Below are 16399 nucleotides of genomic sequence, written 5' to 3'. Positions count from 1 at the left end.
CCTTCGGACGTCAGCTGAACGAGCCGACCAGGTTGCGGGACGGTTCCATTCCGTTGTCGCCCGCCTTGGCCGGCTGGGCCGATCCCGCGTCAGGTCTGTACCAGAAACCTGTGCGCGACCTCTTTCGCGGGCATGGGGCGCGTGGCATGCTCACCGCTCGACACGGACTTGAACCTCGTTCACATCCATGAAAACGCATGGAAGGGCGGACGGACATGGGGAATGCGAGAACGGGCACCGAAGACCCTCGAAATGTCATGCGCCTGACAAGGCGAACCCTGCTGGGCGGCGCCGTCGCGGTGGCGGCAGGAGCCGGGACCGTGACGGCCGGCGCCCACGCCGCGGCAGCGACCGGCACCGGAGCCGGCACGACGACCCAAGTACCGCGTCTGTGGGGCGAGTTCACCCACACACCCTTCACCCATCCGCAGATCCCCTTCGTCGGGCGGGCAGGCTGTCGCGGCGGGGTGAGCCGCCTCCCGCGCCACCGGGTCGTCGCCGACGTCCGCGACTTCGGCGCCGTGGCGGACGGCACGACCGACTGCGCACCCGCGATCAACCGTGCCATCGCCGCTGCCGGTCGGGCCGGCGGTGGCACGGTCACCGTCCCACCGGGCACATTCCGCATCGACGACGTGATCCGTCTCGGCCACTGCGACGTGGTCCTCCGCGGCGCCGGCAGCGGCCGCACCACACTCCGCGCGACCAAGAGCCTCACCGAACTCATCGGGGTGTACGGCTCCCGCTACGGCGGCGACAAGTCCTCCTGGTCCTGGGCGGGCGGCCTGATCTGGCTGGCCCCCGAAGCCCGCTGGACCTCCCTCGTCGCCGCCATCCGGGCCCGCGCGTGGCCCTTCGAGGGCTGGACGGGCAACCGCCGCGACGAATGGCGCCCGCTCACCGCGCTGGACCCGGCCCGCCAAGGCTCCTGGACGGTGACGGCCGCCGACACATCGTCGCTGCGCCCCGGCGCCCTGGTCCTGCTGCGGCTGTCCGACGACGCCGACCACACCCTGCTGGAGCACATGTGCGGCGGCGGCCCCGGACCCCAGGGCTACGTCTGGGACGACAAGACGAAACTGACGTCGTACGTCCCCTACGAATGGCCCGTACGCATCACCCGCGTCCGCGGCCGCAGGGTCACCCTCGAACGGCCGCTCCCGCTGGACCTGCGCCCGGAGTGGAACCCGCAACTGACCACCCACGCAGAGGCGTTGACGGGCGCGGGGGTGGAGGGTCTGACCCTGGAGGCCGTGCAGACCCCGCAGCAGCCGCATCTGCTCGACACCGGCTACAACGGCGTCGTCCTGCAGTGCGCCTACGACTGCTGGGTGGACGACGTCACGGTCCGCCACGTCGACAACGGCTTCGGACTGGTGGCCGCCTCCGCGTGCACCCTGCGCCGCACGAGGGTCACGGGCCGCGGCTCCCATCACCCCTACTTCTGCCGCGAGGGCTCGCACGACAACCTCGTCGAGGACTTCACCATCGAGGAGCGCACCACCCCGGCCCCAGCCAACACGCAACTGCACGGCATCAACGTCGAGGGGCTGTCGTCGTACAACGTCTGGTCGCGCGGCGAGACGAGGATGGGCACCTTCGACAGCCACCGCGGCCTGCCCTTCGCCAACGTCCGCACCGACATCACCGTCAACAACACCGGCCGGCACGGCGGGGACGCGAGCGCAGGGCCGCTGTTCGGCGCCCGCTTCGCCCACTGGAACATCCGCGTCACCAACCGCCGCGCGGGCCTGGTGCGGATCGACGGACTGGCCCCCTACTCCGCGACCGTCGGCATCGACGAGGTCGAGGAGTTCGACCAGACCGACGTACCCGACTTCACGGGCGACCTGCACACGCGCCTGGAGCTGTACGGCAGCCCGCACGCCGTCCGGCCGCCGAACCTGTACGAGGCCCAACGCCGACTCGCGCCCACCGACCGGGACGAGAGCCGACGATGAGCATGCGCTCCCGCCTCTGCCTCCTCGTCGCGGTCCTCGCCGCCTGCACCACCGGCCTCTCGGCGCCGGTGGCCGCTCACAGCACGCCGCGCGTCCCGCACACGGTGGTCCTGGACGGCGCCCGGATCCAGCAGACCAAGCTGCGCCTGGACCACGGGGACCGGCAACTCCGGCGCGCCGTGGTCGCGTTGACGGCCCGCGCCGACCGATGGCTGGACCAGGGCCCCTGGACGGTCGTCGACAAGCCCCGCCCCGCGCCCGGCGGCGACGTCCACGACTACCTCAGCCAGGCCCCCTACTGGTGGCCCAGCCAAGCCCCCACCACCGACAACCCCTGGGGCTGCCCGTACGTCCAACGCGACGGCGAGCGCAACCCCGAGGTCGACTCCGGCACCGACCGCCAAGACGTCGAGAAGACCTTCGACTCCGCCTACGACCTCTCCCTCGCCTGGTACTACACCGGCGACCGGCGCTACGCCGAGAAGGCCGGGCAGGTGCTGCGCACCTGGTTCCTGGACCCGGCTACCCGGATGAACCCGAACCTGGACCACGCGCAGTTCATCCCCTGCAAACACGACGGCCGGGCCATCGGCATCATCGACTTCTCCCAGTCCTACACCGCCGTCCTCGACGCCATCGCCCTGCTGGAAACCGGCGCACCGGGCTGGAGCCGAACGGACCGCACCGCCATGACGCGATGGAACACCGACTTCCTCGACTGGCTCGCGCACAGCGACTTCGGCGTCCAGGAGGCCGCGGCCACCAACAACCACGGCACCTTCTACGACCTGCTGCTCGCCGGCCTCGCCCACGCGACCGGCGACAAGGGCCTCGCCCGCCGAACCGTGCTGGACGCCCGCGCCCGGCGCCTCGCACCGCAGATCGCCGCCGACGGCAGCCAGCCCCAGGAACTGGCCCGGACCAGGAGCTGGCACTACTCCACCTTCGACCTGGTGGCCTACACCCGGCTCGCCGACATCGGACGGCACGTCGGAGTGGATCTGTGGGCCTACCGGGGCCCCGACGGACAGATCCTGTTCAAAGCGGTGGACTACCTGCTGCCCGCGGCGACGGCCACGGCCCCCTGGCCACATCCGGAGCTGGACTTCCACCGGTACGCGGCCACCGACGTGGTGCACGCGGCCGCCGACGCCGGAGACAGCAGGGCCCGGCGCGCGGTCCCCCTGCTCCAGGAACCGCCGGGCGGCGACCTGTGGGCCCTGCGCCCGGCGGCGGAGCAGCTGGACTCGATCGCGGGCTGACCGGTCATGACGCCAGCCGGACCACGGACCGGGGACCGGGCCGATCACCCCGTCCATGTGCACTGGCCACGGCACCCGCAGGATGCCCTCCAGGAGGCAGGAGTCGGCGTACCAAGGGAGTACGACCTTCTCCTTGAGCAGATCCGCGTTGCTCAGCCGCCCGCTGCGGTCGCCGTGAGCGGGCGTACTGCCGGTTCGAGCAGCGACAGACTCCTCTGCTGCGCGTCGAGAGCGACGCGGATGCCGACGGGCATCGGCAGATTCGGGCCGGCGTGTCCGAACTCGACGTTGCCCAGGACCGGGATGTCACGGTCGCCGAGGACGTCGAGGACGATCTCGCGCAGGGTCGGTGACGCGTCGGGCGAGTCGAGTCCGTCGATCGCGTGCGGAATGCCCACGACCATGCCGGAGATCCGATCGAGGATGCCGGCGTGGCGCAGTACCTGGAGATAGCTCCACACATAGGCGGCCTGGCCGCCCGTCTCCTCCCAGAACAGCACCGCGCCGTCGAACCGTTCGAGCGGCAGCGCGTAAGGCGTCGCCTGCGCCAGCACGATGCGATTGATCACCCCGCCGATCAGGCGGCCTTCGGCGCGACCGGCACGCCAGCACTCCCACGTCGGGGTGGCCGGCAGCGCACCGATCGGCTCCGTATCGGTAAGCAGCGTCGAGTAGAGCTTCTCCAGTTCCGCCGTGCGTGCAGCGGGAACGCGGCGCCAGTGCCCGCCGAGTCCAGGGGTGGCCAGGTCGGTGTGGAAGCCGACCAGACCCGTGCGCGCGTAGAGCACCAGATGCAACAGGGAGATGTCGCTGTAGCCGAGGATCGGCTTGGGGTCGGCCACGATCGCCTCGACGTCGATCAGGTCGAGATACCCGAGCACGGTCTGGCCACCGTCATGCGCGATGATCGCGCGCACCTCAGGATCACGCAGCAGCCCATTGAACTCCTCGGCAATCTCCGCCGGCCGAGCCGCGCTCCACCAACGATGCCGCCCCGCTTCGAGCAGCGGTGCCCGACGCACGCGAAATCCCATCCGCTCGAGCACGACCACCGCCTGCTCGAGGTCGGGCTCGTACACGGCATGGAGCGGCCCGGACAGTGACGCGATAACGACGAGATCTCCGGGCCTCAGAGCACGAGGACGAAGCGGTTGAGGCAGTGCAGCAAAGGTCACCGAGGAAGTATCCCGACACCCTCAACACCATGCGACACAATTGACCGAGGGCTGCGCGTCCCGGGACCGGACCACCCCGGCACCCTCAACTCCCTTATCCAGCCCGCCTACTGGCGGGAGCAGGCCCGGAGCACCGCAATCAGCAGGATCAAGTGGCAGCTGTGCGGACGGGGTGGATTCGAACTGCTCCGCAAGTTGATCCTGCTGCAATAGCCTCCGAGATCATTAGGCAGCATGAGCCTGCATGGCCAGGAACACGGCGTGCAGGGCGGTCCGGTGAGCGCCACCGAGGCGAACGAGGGAGTCAAGGCATGAGGTCAGACGCGGACACGGATTCACTCCGCTGGGCGGTGGCCTGGATGTGCGTCACCTTTATCCGCGACCTGAGCCCCGAGGAGGTCTTCACCCGGTACGGGGCCGACCCGGACCAGGCACGCCTGCTCGACTGGGACACGGCCTCGGACCTGGTCTCGGACGACTCCGGTGACGGGATGGTCTCGCTGCTGCGGTCCGGGAGGATCGGTGAATGGGCGTTCTGCGTCGAGGAGGAAGGTGGCATCGGCTTTGGGAGAGAGGCGCTCGCGGAGTTGTCCCGTGGCACCGAGACATACAGCCTGGCGACGACCGACGGGATCGACGTCTTCCAGTACTGGCGTGACGGCGAGTGTGTCGAGTACTTCGAGCCCGGCATGGAGCACACCCGGTCCGAACCGCTCGGCCCCTGGTGGGATCGGGTGGAAACGGCGCTCGCCGCGCACGAACGCGAGGATGCCGGGATGGCACCTGCGGTGGCCCTCGTACTGAACCACCTCGGCATCACCCTGGACGACGCCACCCTCGCCGGGCCCTGGCCCAGCCTGACGCTCGCCGAGGACGACGCGCCGTCGGCGCCACTGGGCGACACCTACGCGGGCGAGGGACCGGTTCCGCCCGGGGCTGTCGAGATCTTGTAGAACCCCGCAACGGCCCGACCACGACGCTGGGTTTGACGCTTTGCTATAGCTCGATCCGGCTCACCCCCAGCTGATCATGGGGTTGGAGGCGTATCGCAATGCCGCTCAACAGGTCGAGCGTTGGGACCAGGAGCGGGGAGTCGTGGCGGTTCACTCCGGCCAACACACGCCCAATCGATATGCCATAGCCGTCGGGCATGCCCGGTGCGTTTCAAGGCTTGATCGCCCCGGTGTACGGGCGACCACTGCGTCGGTGAAGTTGCTGGTCCGGATGGGCCCGGACTCCTACCTGCTTCAGGTCATGGCCGTCTCGTACCACGGGCGACCGGTGGTGCGGTAGGTCTGGATCGTCAGCCCGTTCGGGGTGGACTGCAGGTCGACCAGCTCGAGTCCTGTGTCCGGGCCGGTGGCGGGGAAGAGCCGCGTGCCCTGGCCGACGACCACGGGGTAGGTGAGCAGCACGATCTCGTCGACCAGCCGGTGGTCGAGCAGCCAGCGGATCAAGCTGCCGCTGCCCCACACCTGCAGCTCACCGCCCGGCTCGGCTCGCAACTCGCCGACGGCGCCCGCGACGTCACCGGACAGGACGGTCGTGCCCGCCCATTGCGGGTCGGTGAGCGTGTTCGAGGCGACGTACTTGGGCCGTGCGTTCAACGCGTCTCCGACGGGGTTTCCCTGATCCATGCCTGCTCCCCAGGAGCCGGCGAAGATCTCGTAGGTCCGTCGGCCGAACAGAAACGCGTCGGCGCGCTGGAAGGCCCCGCTGATGAACGTCGAGGCCTCGTCGTCGAGCAGCGGTGGGGCCCATCCGAAGCGCTCGAATCCGCCACTGCCGTCCTCGTCCGGCGCGTCGGCTTCGCTCCGGGTCCCTGCATCAATCCGTCGATGTCCCTGCGTCACTCCGTCGACGGAGACGTTCGTGACGGTCGTCAGTTTCATGGGCGCAGTCCCTTCGCGCGGGGGTCGTAGTTCGGTACGACCGGACCAAGGTGCTGATTTCATCGGTCGTGCACGAGTCTGCCTCGATCCACGTGTCGACAGCCGCAGGCCACGGCCGCGGGTCCGTGCGAGGGCGCCAGGCGGAACGCGACCAGCGGGGCGGGGTACACGGTTGTCCTATGACAGTGAAGTTGGTCGGTGGCAGAGTCATGACCTGCAGCCACTAGCTTCCCTGGCAAAGAACATCTTCGACTGGGCCGCTCACGATCCCACCTCGGGATGGCGGACTGCTCCCGACCTCCACGTGCTGCGGGATCATGAGGCATGCATCCGGATGGCTGGCACCTCACCGAAGACCTTGACGGCTTTCTTGCCCGAGCCGGAGACTTTCTGCGCTCGCGCCCTGCCCTGCACACCGTCCCGCTGACAGTGACCGAGGCACTGCATACGAGCGGGGCGGTCGCGTACGGCGCCGACGCCCCCGTCTTCGGCCTGCTGGAGCGGGCGGGCGAGGTCCGTGCGGCCCTTTTCCGCACCCCGCCCCGCCGCCTGTACCTCACCTCGCTGACCCTCGAGGAGGCCGACATCCTCGCCGCCCACCTGGTCCGCCTCGGCCACCGCCTCCCCGGCGTCATCGCGGACCACGACACCGCCACCGGAAGCGCGGCATCAAACCGATGATCGCCTGACGCGGCGTCGCCCACGGCTTCCGCTAAGAACGATGAGCCGACCCCCACCAGGGCCTACTCGAACTGGCCTGCAGCCTGCTCTGCCTTCGCCGCCTACGGGTCTCATGCTGAGCCATGGGTGCAGCCGTTCGCGGGAGGCATGTCCTCGGGGCGTACGACGTGGTACTCATCCGGGTCCCAGGCCAGGAGCTGGTCGAAAATACGCCGGTCGCCGTCGGCCTTCAGGGAGTCCACCGGAATGCGGCCGTACAGGGCCAGCACCAGCTCACCGGCCGTGCCTCGGAGGGATGCGTCGGCCGGGGTGGCGGGAGTTGTGCCGGGTTCGGGAAGGCGGGCGGTCCGTGCGCCGTCAGCTGAGAGCGTCAGGCGCCAGGAGCGGCCCTCGGTGGCGTGGTAGTCAACGGCAGCAGGCTCGTGCGGCCAGGCGCTCGTCGTTGCACAACAGGTGGACAGGAACTCCTCGACACCGTCGAGTGCCACCTCGTCCGGCAGCGGCTGCGGGGCACCCACGGTGATCTGGGCGTCATAGGTGTGCAGCGCGATCTCCTGGAGCTGGTGCCGAGCTGCGCCACGGGCGGTCTGCGGCGACTGCGACGTATCCCACCACGTCCAGCAGCCGCGATCCGGGCCGGACTCCCGCAGCGCCTCCAGCAGTTGCTGCGCCGACGCGGCCCACCAGTCCAGCAAGGCCCCGCGCTCCCGAGGCACAGCCGGAGCGCCCCATACGGACTTGGCCGGGGGAGCGTCGGCAGGCCCTGCCGCGACGATGGCGGCCCACTTGCGGCGCCCCTCGCCCAGATGCTGCACCAGATCGAACAGCGTCCACTCGGGGCAGGTCGGCACCTGCACGTCGAGGCTGGGCGCGGAGGCGACCGCGGCGCGGAAGGCGGTCGACCGTTCGTCGATCAGCCGTAGCAGATCGGGCAACTCCAGAGTCTTTTCCACTCCGGGTGTCTATCACCGTGCTCCGGCAACAGAACAGCGATTCTCGCAGCCCACGCAGCATGCGCGCGGCACGGGCCGTGCGCCCTCGAGGCGGCCAGCGCGCATGACCGGCTGGCCGCGCATGAGCCTGGTCCCACTCATCAGGCCCTTGGCATCGATCTTCTGGGGAACCGGCAGGCGCTCTACCGGCGGATCGCCGAGATCAGTCCGCCGGGTCGCTCCTCGTGCTGCGGCGGGGTGCTGATCGGGCGGCCGTAGGCGGCAGCCCGCTCGCGCAGGGTGTGGCTGTCAGCCTCCCAGCCGTGCCCGGCCAGCCAGACCACAGGGTCGTCGGGCATCTCCGAGACCCACATGGAAGCCGCCGATCCCGGCTCGGCGTCCGCGCCGAAGCGCTCGATCACGCCACGCGAGCCCAACGTCAGCCCCATCCGACTGCCTGGCGCCGACCGCGCGCTGATCCGGGCCAGCAGCAACTCCACCGCGTCCTCGGGCAGATAGATCAGCAGTCCTTCGGCGATCCACACGGTCGGCACCGTCGGGTCGTGCCCCGCGGCGGCCAGCGCGCCTGGCCAGTCCTCACGCAGATCCACCGCGACGGTGATCCGCTCGCAGCGTGCGACGGCCCGCTCCTGGCGCAGCACCGAACCCTTGAAGTCCAGTGGCGCAGCGGTGTCCACCTCGAAGAGCCGGGTGCCCTCGGGCCAGTCCATGCGGAAGGCCCGGCTGTCCATGCCGGCGCCGAGCAGCACGACCTGCCGGACCCCGGACGCGGAGGCCTGCTGCAACAGGTCGTCGAGGAACTTCGTCCTGATGACGATGGAGAACGACACAGCCAGCCGGCGGCGTCGCGCGGCCTCGTCACCGGTCGGCGGCGAGGAGGGCCACAGGCCGCCGGCGGCGGCGAAGGCCCGTGCAAGTGGGTCGCGGAACAGCGCGTTCTCCCGCTCGCTCTCCAGCGCCCGCACCCTGGCCACCCTCACCGCCGTGGCCCACACTCCCGACGGCTCCACCCGCTCCTGCTCATCAGTCACCGCGCCAGCCTAGAAGATCGCCAACGAGAACGATCGGTGGAACGTGTGGCAGCACCTGCACATTGACTTCCTCCTCCTCGTGAACGAGGAGGAGGTCCATGGTCACCGTCGAGGAGCGCACCCGCCTCACGCTGGTCCGCTGCAACGGCACCGAGGGACGAGCCCACGGCTACGGCACGGCCATGTTCGGCCTCCACCGGGTCCTCGAAAAGTACAACGCGCCCCTGCGCGGCCTGTGACGCACCGATCGCCGCCCATGGCACCCTCGCTCTCAGACAGGACCGGCATCTCCCTCTCATCCCCGCACCCGCCGCGCCGTTGCGTACTGCGCACCGGTCTCGGCCTGACCGCAGCGGAGGGTCCCGGGACCCTCGCGGCCTCCTCCCCGGCATCCGCGTCCGCGCGGGCGCCGAAGACGCGCCGCGTATACACCCCACCAGCACCAGCACCAGCACCAGCGGCTGCCGATGGAACCGCAGTTCGACGCCTCGGGAACCATCTGGACCCGTCAGGTACCGGGCGGTTCGGTTTCCGTGGCCCGGCGCCTTGGTGAGGCGGCCACCGTGCTTGTCCATGTCATCCGCCACCACTACGAGATCGACACGCTCATCGCGGGAGAGGCGATCGGTTGCCGCCCCGCGAACGGCAAGCTGAAGGGTTGCGCGACCAACCACGCTTCGGGGACCGCGATCGCGATCCGCCCGCTTCCGCCGCCCGACCGAGTCCCACTTCCAGATCGACGTGCCCCGTTGCACGCGCCCCCGAGCCGGCTCGCGGCCAGGATCCGCGGCTGGGAGGACATCCCCGGCCGGGGGGCGGGGACGCTCGGTAGCCGTCACCGCGTTCTCTGGACAGACGGCAAGTGGCCATCCGGCCCCGGCGGAAGACGCGACGTGGGCCGCTGTCCGCAATCTCTGGGGAGGACTACGCTGTCGGTACAGGCCCTGGCCCCCGGCGGTGATGTTCTGTTCCGCTCCGGGGAGGCCCGCCGTGTTCGTTCTGCTTCTCGTTCTCGTCGTGGTCCTGTTCGGCCTGGGCTTTCTCAACCCTCTGTGGTGGGTGGCCGCGGCCGTGCTGGTCTTCAGTGGCACTCGGCACGGCCGCGATCGCGGGGGAGGCTGGATCCGCGGCGACGGTTCCGATCTCGGGGACTACCGGGACTATGAGAACCGCCGGGACCGTCAGGACCGCTGGGCCCGCCGTTACAGCCGGCAGAACCGGGCGCGTTGGCGGCGCGAGGACCGTCGGGACCGCGAACGACGCGGGTGAGCAGTGAAGTTGCCCGACGCTCGGAGGCTTCGGGGCGGCTTTCGCCGCACCGGACGCGTGAAGATCGTGGAGAGGTGGATGCCATGCATCGCACAACCTTGCTCCCGGAGAACTGGTGGGATGAGGCGGCTGAGGAGTGGGCGGAGAACGCAAGGGGCCGGGATGCCGCGAAGCTGCGTGCCGAGATCGATCAGCTGCGGCGGGCACTGGCCGGCCGTATGGTCATCGATCAGGCGTGCGGCATGGTGATGATCCTGGCCCCCTGCCGCCGTGGGCCGGCCAGAAACCTGCTGGTGGACATCTCGCGACAGTGCAACGCCAGCCTCCCGGACGTGTCCGCGGCCGTGGTCGCCGCCTGGGAGGGTGAGCCGCTCTCGCGGCTGATGCGGCATGCGCTGCGGCATGCGCTGCGGCATGCGCTGCGCCGGCTCTACGCGGAGGACCGAGCGTGCGACTCGGCACCGGCGGCCGAGCCGTCCGGAAGGGGCAGGCCGTGATTCGCGCTGCCGGCGCATGGACTGCTCTACCGGCCCGGTACGGCCGGCGAAAGGTAACTGGCGCACCGATGACCGTCTACGGACGACACAGGCACCTGCGGGGCCACTGCTCTTGGTCGCTGTAGCCGGGGTGACTCTTCTCGGCGTTTCTTCCTGCGCCCCAACCCGTCGACGCCGCCCGCGAAACGGTGTCCTAAGCCGGAGCGGAGAGGTTTCAACTCCACTGGCAGGGCAAGTCGTTGGACATGTCCAGGCGCTACGGCGGAAGCCCCGCGGGGACGGTCATCTCCATCATCGCGGACATCGCGGCACTGATTCTGATCCTGTGGATCGCCCTTTACCTGTTCGACGCCAACACCACCAACAGCACGGTCTCCTGGGTCCACGACGCGGCGAACTGGCTGTCGGGCTGGTCGCGGGATCTGTTCACCATTCACTCGGACAACTGGCGCACCGTGGTCGACTACGGCCTGCCGGCTGTGGTCTACCTACTGATCGGTCACGCGGTGGCCGGTCGGGTCAACAGGACCTGACCTCGTCCTGCTGAGCCGGCCGAGTTCGCACGCTGTCCCGGCTCAGGGCGCCGACGGCCTCGTCCCGCAGACACATCGGCGTCGTGTCCCAGCGCGAGCCGGGCAGGTCCGGCCCTCACACTGTGGCCTGCGAGGTTTCGCCCGGATTTCCATGCTGTCCGCCGTCGCGCCGATGGTCACGGCGCCGACGGCTGTCGGGCTGCGAAACTATCAAGGGACATCGATGGGGAATCTCAGGCAAGCGCGGGCGCCCAGGCGCAAGGTCCTCGACCTGACTCTGGTGCAGGTAGTCGCGAGCGCGCTCGCGACCGTGGCGGGCGCCGTGCTGGCATCGCTGCTGGGGGTGACCGGGACGATCATCGGCGCCGCTGTGGTCAGTGCCAGCGCGACCACCGGCGCGGCGGTCTTCTCGCATGCTTTCCGGCGGACAGGCGAGGGGATCCGCAGCCGGGTACCGCCCGTGGGAGTGCCGCGGACGCCGGGCGAGGAGCGGGCGGCACACCGCGCAGACGCCCGGGAGGCCTTCGGGACACTAGCCGACGCCGAGGCTGGCGACGTCCGGCCGCCCTTGGGATCCGGTGGCCCGGATGGCGAGCGCGGCGGGACGACAGGAGCCTCCGCGAATCCCGGAGGCGAGTCGGTCACCACCTACCGTGGTGGCTCCGTCCGCAGATCCATCGGATGGAGGAAGTACACCCTGGCTACGGGCTTGGTGTTTGCCCTGGCGATGGTCACGGTGACTGCGCTGGAACTGATCGTGGGCAAGCCGGTGGCGGCCGTGGTCAAGAATGAGCCGGGCAGGGGGGTCTCGGTGGGCGGCGGCTCGGCCGGTACCCCCGGTCCCGCCGACAGCCAGGTACCCACCCCGGGTGCGTCCAGTGGTACGGCGCCACAGACGGCAGGCTCTGCCTCTGCCGCGCCGGCGAGCACGGCGTCGGACACCAGCTCCGGTCCCAGCGCCAGCGCCGGCCTCAGTTCCAGTTCCAGTGGTTCGGCGTCGTCCGTGCCGTCCAGCGGCGCGGCTGTGAGCAGCTCCGACGCCACGCCTGATTGAGCGGCGACGCGCAGGCCCGGGACCCCGGCGGGAGGTCTCGTCGGAGAGCGGAGCGTGTACGAACCGTTCGAGACGCGCCAGCCAGGTCAGCCGTTCCGGGCCGCGCCGCGCGCTCGAGCGCCCACCCGGGATCCGGCCGCGCACGGCGCCCATGGTACGAGGGAAGCCGCCCGCTGCGTTGACTCCGGGGCCTTCCCCGGCGGCAATCCAGGCGCACTTCTCCCCCCGTTCGCGGTGGCCGTCCGGCTGTAGGTCTCGGGCGACTCCCCACGTCCGGGCCGTGCAGCCTGCGGAGCTGAACTGTTCGGCTCCGTCACGCGAAGCCGCCTCCTCAGATGGTGCACTGACCGTCGTACTCGGCGTGCTTCGGCACGACGAGCGTGTGCACGAAGCACCTGGACGTGCCGTACGCCTCAGTAGGCTCAGCAACTTCTTTAGGTATCCCTAGTGTTGTGCATGTATCGTCGTGTGTATGGAGTTGCTGCGCATGTCCAAGGCTGCGAAGCGTCTCGGGATCCACCCAATGACGCTTCGTCAGTGGGCGTTGGACGGGGGCCGTCGATCAGGCCGCCGCGGTCGGGGCCACGGTCATCTATGTGGAGGACCTTGGGTCGATGGAAGCCGGGGGCATGGGCCGCACCCAGAACACGCGCATGTCCCAGACCGTGCGCGGGCAGATCGGCAACCGTATGCGGCACCTGGCAGCCGAGGCCGGCATTGCGGTCGTGACGGTGCCGCCGAGGAATACCTCGAAGCACTGCCCGCACTGCCTCACGCCACTCAGGCACCGCAAGGCACCCGACCGGCCCACCGTGTCGGGCTGGAAGTGGGGCATCTGCCGCAGCCGTGAGTGTGGTTGGCAGGGCGACCGCGACCAGGGCGCCTGGCGGCGGATCGCCGCACGCGGCCTCGCCCACCAGACCAAGACCGTCGTGGACCGCGCCAGCGCCACCATGATGATCCGCACGGTGGCGGACACTTTGGAGGCCAAGGCCGTCATCACGGCCGCCTTGAAGACCAGCCGGACGGACCGGTCGAAGACCGGTCCCACCCGGCCGCGAACCAACCACCTCATGCCCAGGCGACGTGAGGTTCCCTCCCCGGTACGGCCTTCGGGGCGCGCCGGCCAGCGTCCGGAGGGACACGCACCAACGGACCGGCGGCGGCTGCCTCGGGCAGCCCACCGGTACCAGGGCGTGACCACGATCAGCACACCCGCCACCGGCCACCGGCCACGCGGAGCAGCACTCGGCGCAGGATTCCACCTCCACGCTCATGCTGCCCCACCACGGTGGGCAGAACCCGTGCCAGACCTTACGGTTCACATAGGTTCGCTTAGCTGATCAGAGACGCTTGTGCATCGAGTAAAGGAGCGCCGCGTGAGCTTTCGCCTGAAGGCGATCACCCGTGAGGATCATCTGGCCTACGTCCGGGCCCGGCCTGCGGTCAGTCACATGCAGGTTCCCTCGTGGGGTGATGTGAAGCCGGACTGGCGGGCGGAGAGCCTGGGCTGGTTCGACGAGAGTAACCGTCTCGTCGGTGCGGGACTGGTACTGCTGAGGCCGTTGCCGAAGCTGAAGCGGTACCTCGCCTACCTGCCCGAGGGGCCGGTCATCGACTGGGCTGCGCCGGATCTGGAGCGGTGGCTCGAGCCGATGCTCGCGTACCTGAAGGAGCAGGGTGCGTTCTCGGTGAAGATGGGGCCGCCCGTGGTGGCCCGCCGCTGGAGTGCCGAGGCGGTCAAGGCGGCGATCGCCGACCCGCAGGCGGGGCGACTGCGGGACGTGGAAGCGACCGTGCACGAGCCGCGCGCCTTCGACCTCGCCGACCGGCTGCGCCGGATGGGCTGGCAGCAGACCGAGCCCGGAGGCGAGGACGGCTTCGCCGCGGGCCAGCCGCGCTACGTCTTCCAAGTACCTTTCGCAGGGAGGTCGTTGGAGGAGGTCCATCAGGGGCTGAACCAGCAGTGGCGCCGCAATATCAAGAAGGCGGAGAAGGCCGGCGTCAAGGTCGTCAAGGGCGAATACGAGGACCTGCCCGCCTTCTACGAGATCTATGTGGAGACCGCCGAGCGGGACCGGTTCATTCCCCGCCCGTTGGCCTACTTCCAGCGCATGTGGACCGCGTTGACAGCTGAGGACCCTGACCGCATGCGCCTCTACCTCGCCCAGCACGAGGGCGAGGTGCTCGCGGCGGCCACGATGCTGACCGTGGGCGAGCACGTCTGGTACTCCTACGGCGCCTCCACCAGCCACAAGCGCGAGGTCCAGCCGAACAACGCCATCCAGTGGCGGATGATGAGCGACGCCCATGCGCTCGGCGCCGGCGTCTACGACTTCCGCGGCATCACCGACACCCTGGAGGAGGGCAACCACCTGCTGGGGCTGTTGCGGTTCAAGGTCGGCACCGGCGGCGAGGCCGTCGAGTACCTCGGCGAGTGGGACTTCCCGCTCAGCAAGGTGCTGCACAAGGCCCTCGACCTCTACATGTCCCGCCGCTGACGCTGCGGTTGCGGCGGGATGGGGGAGCTCGGTGAGGTAGGTCCATGGACGGTGCCACGGAGCTGGACCGACGGGCGAGGCCAGGTCGGAACCGGAAGGCTGCGACGCAACCAGCTCCATGGCACGGGCCGGCTGTGCTCGGGGGCCTGATGCTGGCCGCGTTCACCTTCAATACGGCGGAGAACCTGCCCGTCGGCCTCCTGGAGCTCATCTCCGAAAGCCTGGGGGTGTCTTTGCCGGCGGTCGGCTTCCTGGTCACTGGATACGGCGTGACGGTGGCCGTGGCATCCGTGCCGCTCGCCCACGCCGTACGAGCCGTCCCGCGACGTCATGTGCTCACAGGGGTCCTGGCCGCGCTGGTCGTGTCCAGTCTGGTGGCCGCGCTGGCGACCCAGGGAGTGGGCATGCTCGGCCTGTACGCAGCCGGCGCCCACCAGGTCGCGGTGGTGGTCTTTCTGGTGCTGATGGGCGGTGCGCTCGGGCCGGTGTTCATGGCCACCCAGAACGCGATGCTGCATTGCGCACCGGGCCGTACCGACATCGCACTCGCGGCGAACTCCGGCGCCTACAACGCCGGCATCGCGGCGGGCGCCGCGCTCGGCGGACTGATCCTGTCGTTCGACGAGGCGCGTACCGCCTTCCTCGCGGGCGGGCTGCTGACTGTTACGGCCTGGACGGTGCTGCTCGTTGGGGCCCGCTGCGTTGCCGACCCCAGGCAGTGACGTGCGGCGGCGCGCCGGCCTGGCAGACTCGACCGCATGTCCGAGCAGCTTCCCGGCGCAGTGCCGAACGATCCCATGGACGAGTACGCGACGCTCTATCCCGAGGTCGTCCAGGCGGGGAGCCTGCAGAGTGCCCTGCAGGCAGTGGCTGATCACGCGGGCCACGGGCTTGCGGTCGAGCTGACGTCCTCACCGGGCTGGCGCTATGTGGCCGCGCGGGCGGAGGCCGAGGGTCGCTCGGTGAATGTCCTGATGGTCAGCAGGACGCGCAGCTTCTCCGTCGACTGTTGGGCCGGTGAGATCCAGATGGCCTCCGGCAGCACCCAGACCCTGTCCGAGGTCGTCGGGGCGATGCACTCCTGGCTGCAGGGGCCTCGGGTGCGTGAACTCGTCACGCAGTGGCCCTTCCTGCGGACCTGGGAGCTGGCCGAGGCTCATGAGCGCGGCGAGGCGATACCGGTGCGGTGGCGCCGACTGCGCGAGGCCGCCGCGCGTACTCAGGACGCAGCGCTGCACGAACTCGTCGAGGCCGCCTTCGCACAGCCGCGGCTTCGGGCCCTGTCGCCAGGGCGCAGCATGTACTGGCTCACCTTCAGCCGCCGGGCCGCGCCGCCCATCTGCCATGACTTGCCGCGGGCCATGCCGATCGGGAACGGCCGCTACCGCGTGCAGTTCGCCGACGGACAGGTGCACGAAGCGGACGGGGCGGCGGATGCCATCGCGGTGATCCTGCGCGGCCTACCCGGCGAGGGCGACCCAGGCCTTTGAGTCGGTAGGACGATTCCATTGCTGGTCGCGGGGCGCCTGTGACCGGAGGGACGCTTAGTCCTGAGGTAGCTGCCGGACGGCGGTGTACGCGTCGTCGGCC

The 16399-nt window shown here is 69.9% G+C and carries 17 protein-coding genes and 1 pseudogene; 13 read left to right on the top strand and 5 right to left on the bottom strand.

From position 1 onward, the window contains the following. The first annotated feature begins 257 nt into the window (after positions 1 to 257). Together OHU89_RS03740 and OHU89_RS03735 are read left to right on the top strand one after the other, a co-directional pair. Positions 258 to 1961 carry a glycosyl hydrolase family 28-related protein gene (locus tag OHU89_RS03740; RefSeq protein ID WP_405639772.1) on the top strand — a complete coding sequence of 568 codons (1704 nt, stop codon included), beginning with the start codon at positions 258 to 260 and terminating at the stop codon, positions 1959 to 1961. Continuing rightward, positions 1958 to 3223, top strand: a complete 1266-nt coding sequence (locus tag OHU89_RS03735) for an alginate lyase family protein (RefSeq protein WP_405639771.1) — start codon at positions 1958 to 1960, stop codon at positions 3221 to 3223. Before OHU89_RS03740 ends, OHU89_RS03735 begins: the two co-directional genes overlap by 4 nt. Positions 3224 to 3375: 152 nt before the next feature. Here OHU89_RS03735 and OHU89_RS03730 read toward each other — a convergent pair whose 3' ends face one another. Then, positions 3376 to 4302 carry an LD-carboxypeptidase gene (locus tag OHU89_RS03730; RefSeq protein WP_405639769.1) on the bottom strand — a complete coding sequence of 309 codons (927 nt, stop codon included), beginning with the start codon at positions 4300 to 4302 and terminating at the stop codon, positions 3376 to 3378. Positions 4303 to 4709: 407 nt separating this feature from the next. On the opposite strand from OHU89_RS03730, the gene OHU89_RS03725 reads away from it, so the two are divergent. Then, the gene (locus tag OHU89_RS03725) at positions 4710 to 5351 is read left to right on the top strand and encodes a DUF6461 domain-containing protein (protein WP_405639767.1); all 642 of its coding nucleotides are present in this window, start codon (positions 4710 to 4712) and stop codon (positions 5349 to 5351) included. 97 nt (positions 5352 to 5448) lie between these two features. On the opposite strand, the pseudogene OHU89_RS03720 reads toward OHU89_RS03725, so the two are convergent. Beyond that, positions 5449 to 5593 (bottom strand): annotated as a pseudogene (locus tag OHU89_RS03720) (IS5/IS1182 family transposase); the annotation flags it as partial. A gap of 52 nt (positions 5594 to 5645) precedes the next feature. Continuing rightward, a complete protein-coding gene (locus tag OHU89_RS03715; protein ID WP_405639765.1) occupies positions 5646 to 6290 on the bottom strand; it encodes a dihydrofolate reductase family protein in 645 nt (214 codons plus the stop codon). Positions 6291 to 6719: 429 nt separating this feature from the next. Between OHU89_RS03715 and OHU89_RS03710 the strand changes: the two genes are divergently transcribed. Further along, a complete protein-coding gene (locus OHU89_RS03710) occupies positions 6720 to 6971 on the top strand; it encodes a hypothetical protein (protein ID WP_405639763.1) in 252 nt (83 codons plus the stop codon). A gap of 110 nt (positions 6972 to 7081) precedes the next feature. Here OHU89_RS03710 and OHU89_RS03705 read toward each other — a convergent pair whose 3' ends face one another. Continuing rightward, positions 7082 to 7924, bottom strand: a complete 843-nt coding sequence (locus tag OHU89_RS03705; protein ID WP_405639761.1) for a maleylpyruvate isomerase family mycothiol-dependent enzyme — start codon at positions 7922 to 7924, stop codon at positions 7082 to 7084. Between the two features lie 182 nt (positions 7925 to 8106). Beyond that, entirely contained in the window at positions 8107 to 8919 is an 813-nt protein-coding gene (locus OHU89_RS03700; protein WP_405654286.1) for a class I SAM-dependent methyltransferase, read from the bottom strand. Between the two features lie 134 nt (positions 8920 to 9053). Here OHU89_RS03700 and OHU89_RS03695 point away from each other — a divergent pair, with 134 nt between their 5' ends. The 9 genes from OHU89_RS03695 to OHU89_RS03655 all read left to right on the top strand — a co-directional run bounded on the left by OHU89_RS03695 (position 9054) and on the right by OHU89_RS03655 (position 16299). Then, on the top strand, positions 9054 to 9194 hold the full coding sequence (locus OHU89_RS03695) for a hypothetical protein (protein ID WP_405639759.1): 141 nt from the start codon (positions 9054 to 9056) through the stop codon (positions 9192 to 9194). A 751-nt stretch (positions 9195 to 9945) separates the two neighbouring features. Beyond that, entirely contained in the window at positions 9946 to 10224 is a 279-nt protein-coding gene (locus OHU89_RS03690) for a hypothetical protein (protein WP_405639757.1), read from the top strand. Between the two features lie 83 nt (positions 10225 to 10307). Next, complete coding sequence (locus tag OHU89_RS03685) at positions 10308 to 10721, top strand: ANTAR domain-containing protein (RefSeq protein WP_405639756.1); 414 nt, start codon at positions 10308 to 10310, stop codon at positions 10719 to 10721. Positions 10722 to 10966: 245 nt separating this feature from the next. Further along, the gene (locus OHU89_RS03680) at positions 10967 to 11254 is read left to right on the top strand and encodes a hypothetical protein (protein WP_405639754.1); all 288 of its coding nucleotides are present in this window, start codon (positions 10967 to 10969) and stop codon (positions 11252 to 11254) included. Between the two features lie 151 nt (positions 11255 to 11405). After that, a complete protein-coding gene (locus OHU89_RS03675) occupies positions 11406 to 12308 on the top strand; it encodes a hypothetical protein (protein WP_405639752.1) in 903 nt (300 codons plus the stop codon). Between the two features lie 614 nt (positions 12309 to 12922). Beyond that, positions 12923 to 13651, top strand: coding sequence for a zinc ribbon domain-containing protein (locus OHU89_RS03670; RefSeq protein WP_405639750.1), 729 nt, complete (start codon positions 12923 to 12925; stop codon positions 13649 to 13651). Positions 13652 to 13687: 36 nt separating this feature from the next. Next, entirely contained in the window at positions 13688 to 14809 is a 1122-nt protein-coding gene (locus OHU89_RS03665) for a lipid II:glycine glycyltransferase FemX (RefSeq protein WP_405639748.1), read from the top strand. A gap of 149 nt (positions 14810 to 14958) precedes the next feature. Continuing rightward, the gene (locus OHU89_RS03660) at positions 14959 to 15531 is read left to right on the top strand and encodes an MFS transporter (protein WP_405654284.1); all 573 of its coding nucleotides are present in this window, start codon (positions 14959 to 14961) and stop codon (positions 15529 to 15531) included. Between the two features lie 36 nt (positions 15532 to 15567). Next, the gene (locus tag OHU89_RS03655) at positions 15568 to 16299 is read left to right on the top strand and encodes a DUF6193 family natural product biosynthesis protein (RefSeq protein WP_405639746.1); all 732 of its coding nucleotides are present in this window, start codon (positions 15568 to 15570) and stop codon (positions 16297 to 16299) included. Positions 16300 to 16399 lie beyond the last annotated feature (100 nt).

This window comes from Streptomyces sp. NBC_00019 (genome assembly GCF_045041015.1).
Classification (GTDB): domain Bacteria; phylum Actinomycetota; class Actinomycetes; order Streptomycetales; family Streptomycetaceae; genus Streptomyces.
The sequence above is the reverse complement of the archived record's forward strand: the minus strand, read 5'-3'. Positions and strand labels throughout refer to the sequence as shown.

Excerpts from the sequence above, each read along its gene's own strand:
- OHU89_RS03740 (WP_405639772.1), top strand. The coding sequence starts at position 258 with ATGCGCCTGACAAGGCGAACCCTGCTGGGCGGCGCCGTCGCGGTGGCG.
- OHU89_RS03735 (WP_405639771.1), top strand. The coding sequence starts at position 1,958 with ATGAGCATGCGCTCCCGCCTCTGCCTCCTCGTCGCGGTCCTCGCCGCC.
- OHU89_RS03725 (WP_405639767.1), top strand. The coding sequence starts at position 4,710 with ATGAGGTCAGACGCGGACACGGATTCACTCCGCTGGGCGGTGGCCTGG.
- OHU89_RS03715 (WP_405639765.1), bottom strand. The coding sequence starts at position 6,290 with ATGAAACTGACGACCGTCACGAACGTCTCCGTCGACGGAGTGACGCAG.
- OHU89_RS03695 (WP_405639759.1), top strand. The coding sequence starts at position 9,054 with ATGGTCACCGTCGAGGAGCGCACCCGCCTCACGCTGGTCCGCTGCAAC.
- OHU89_RS03685 (WP_405639756.1), top strand. The coding sequence starts at position 10,308 with ATGCATCGCACAACCTTGCTCCCGGAGAACTGGTGGGATGAGGCGGCT.
- OHU89_RS03680 (WP_405639754.1), top strand. The coding sequence starts at position 10,967 with ATGTCCAGGCGCTACGGCGGAAGCCCCGCGGGGACGGTCATCTCCATC.
- OHU89_RS03675 (WP_405639752.1), top strand. The coding sequence starts at position 11,406 with ATGCTGTCCGCCGTCGCGCCGATGGTCACGGCGCCGACGGCTGTCGGG.
- OHU89_RS03670 (WP_405639750.1), top strand. The coding sequence starts at position 12,923 with ATGGAAGCCGGGGGCATGGGCCGCACCCAGAACACGCGCATGTCCCAG.
- OHU89_RS03660 (WP_405654284.1), top strand. The coding sequence starts at position 14,959 with ATGCTGGCCGCGTTCACCTTCAATACGGCGGAGAACCTGCCCGTCGGC.
- OHU89_RS03655 (WP_405639746.1), top strand. The coding sequence starts at position 15,568 with ATGTCCGAGCAGCTTCCCGGCGCAGTGCCGAACGATCCCATGGACGAG.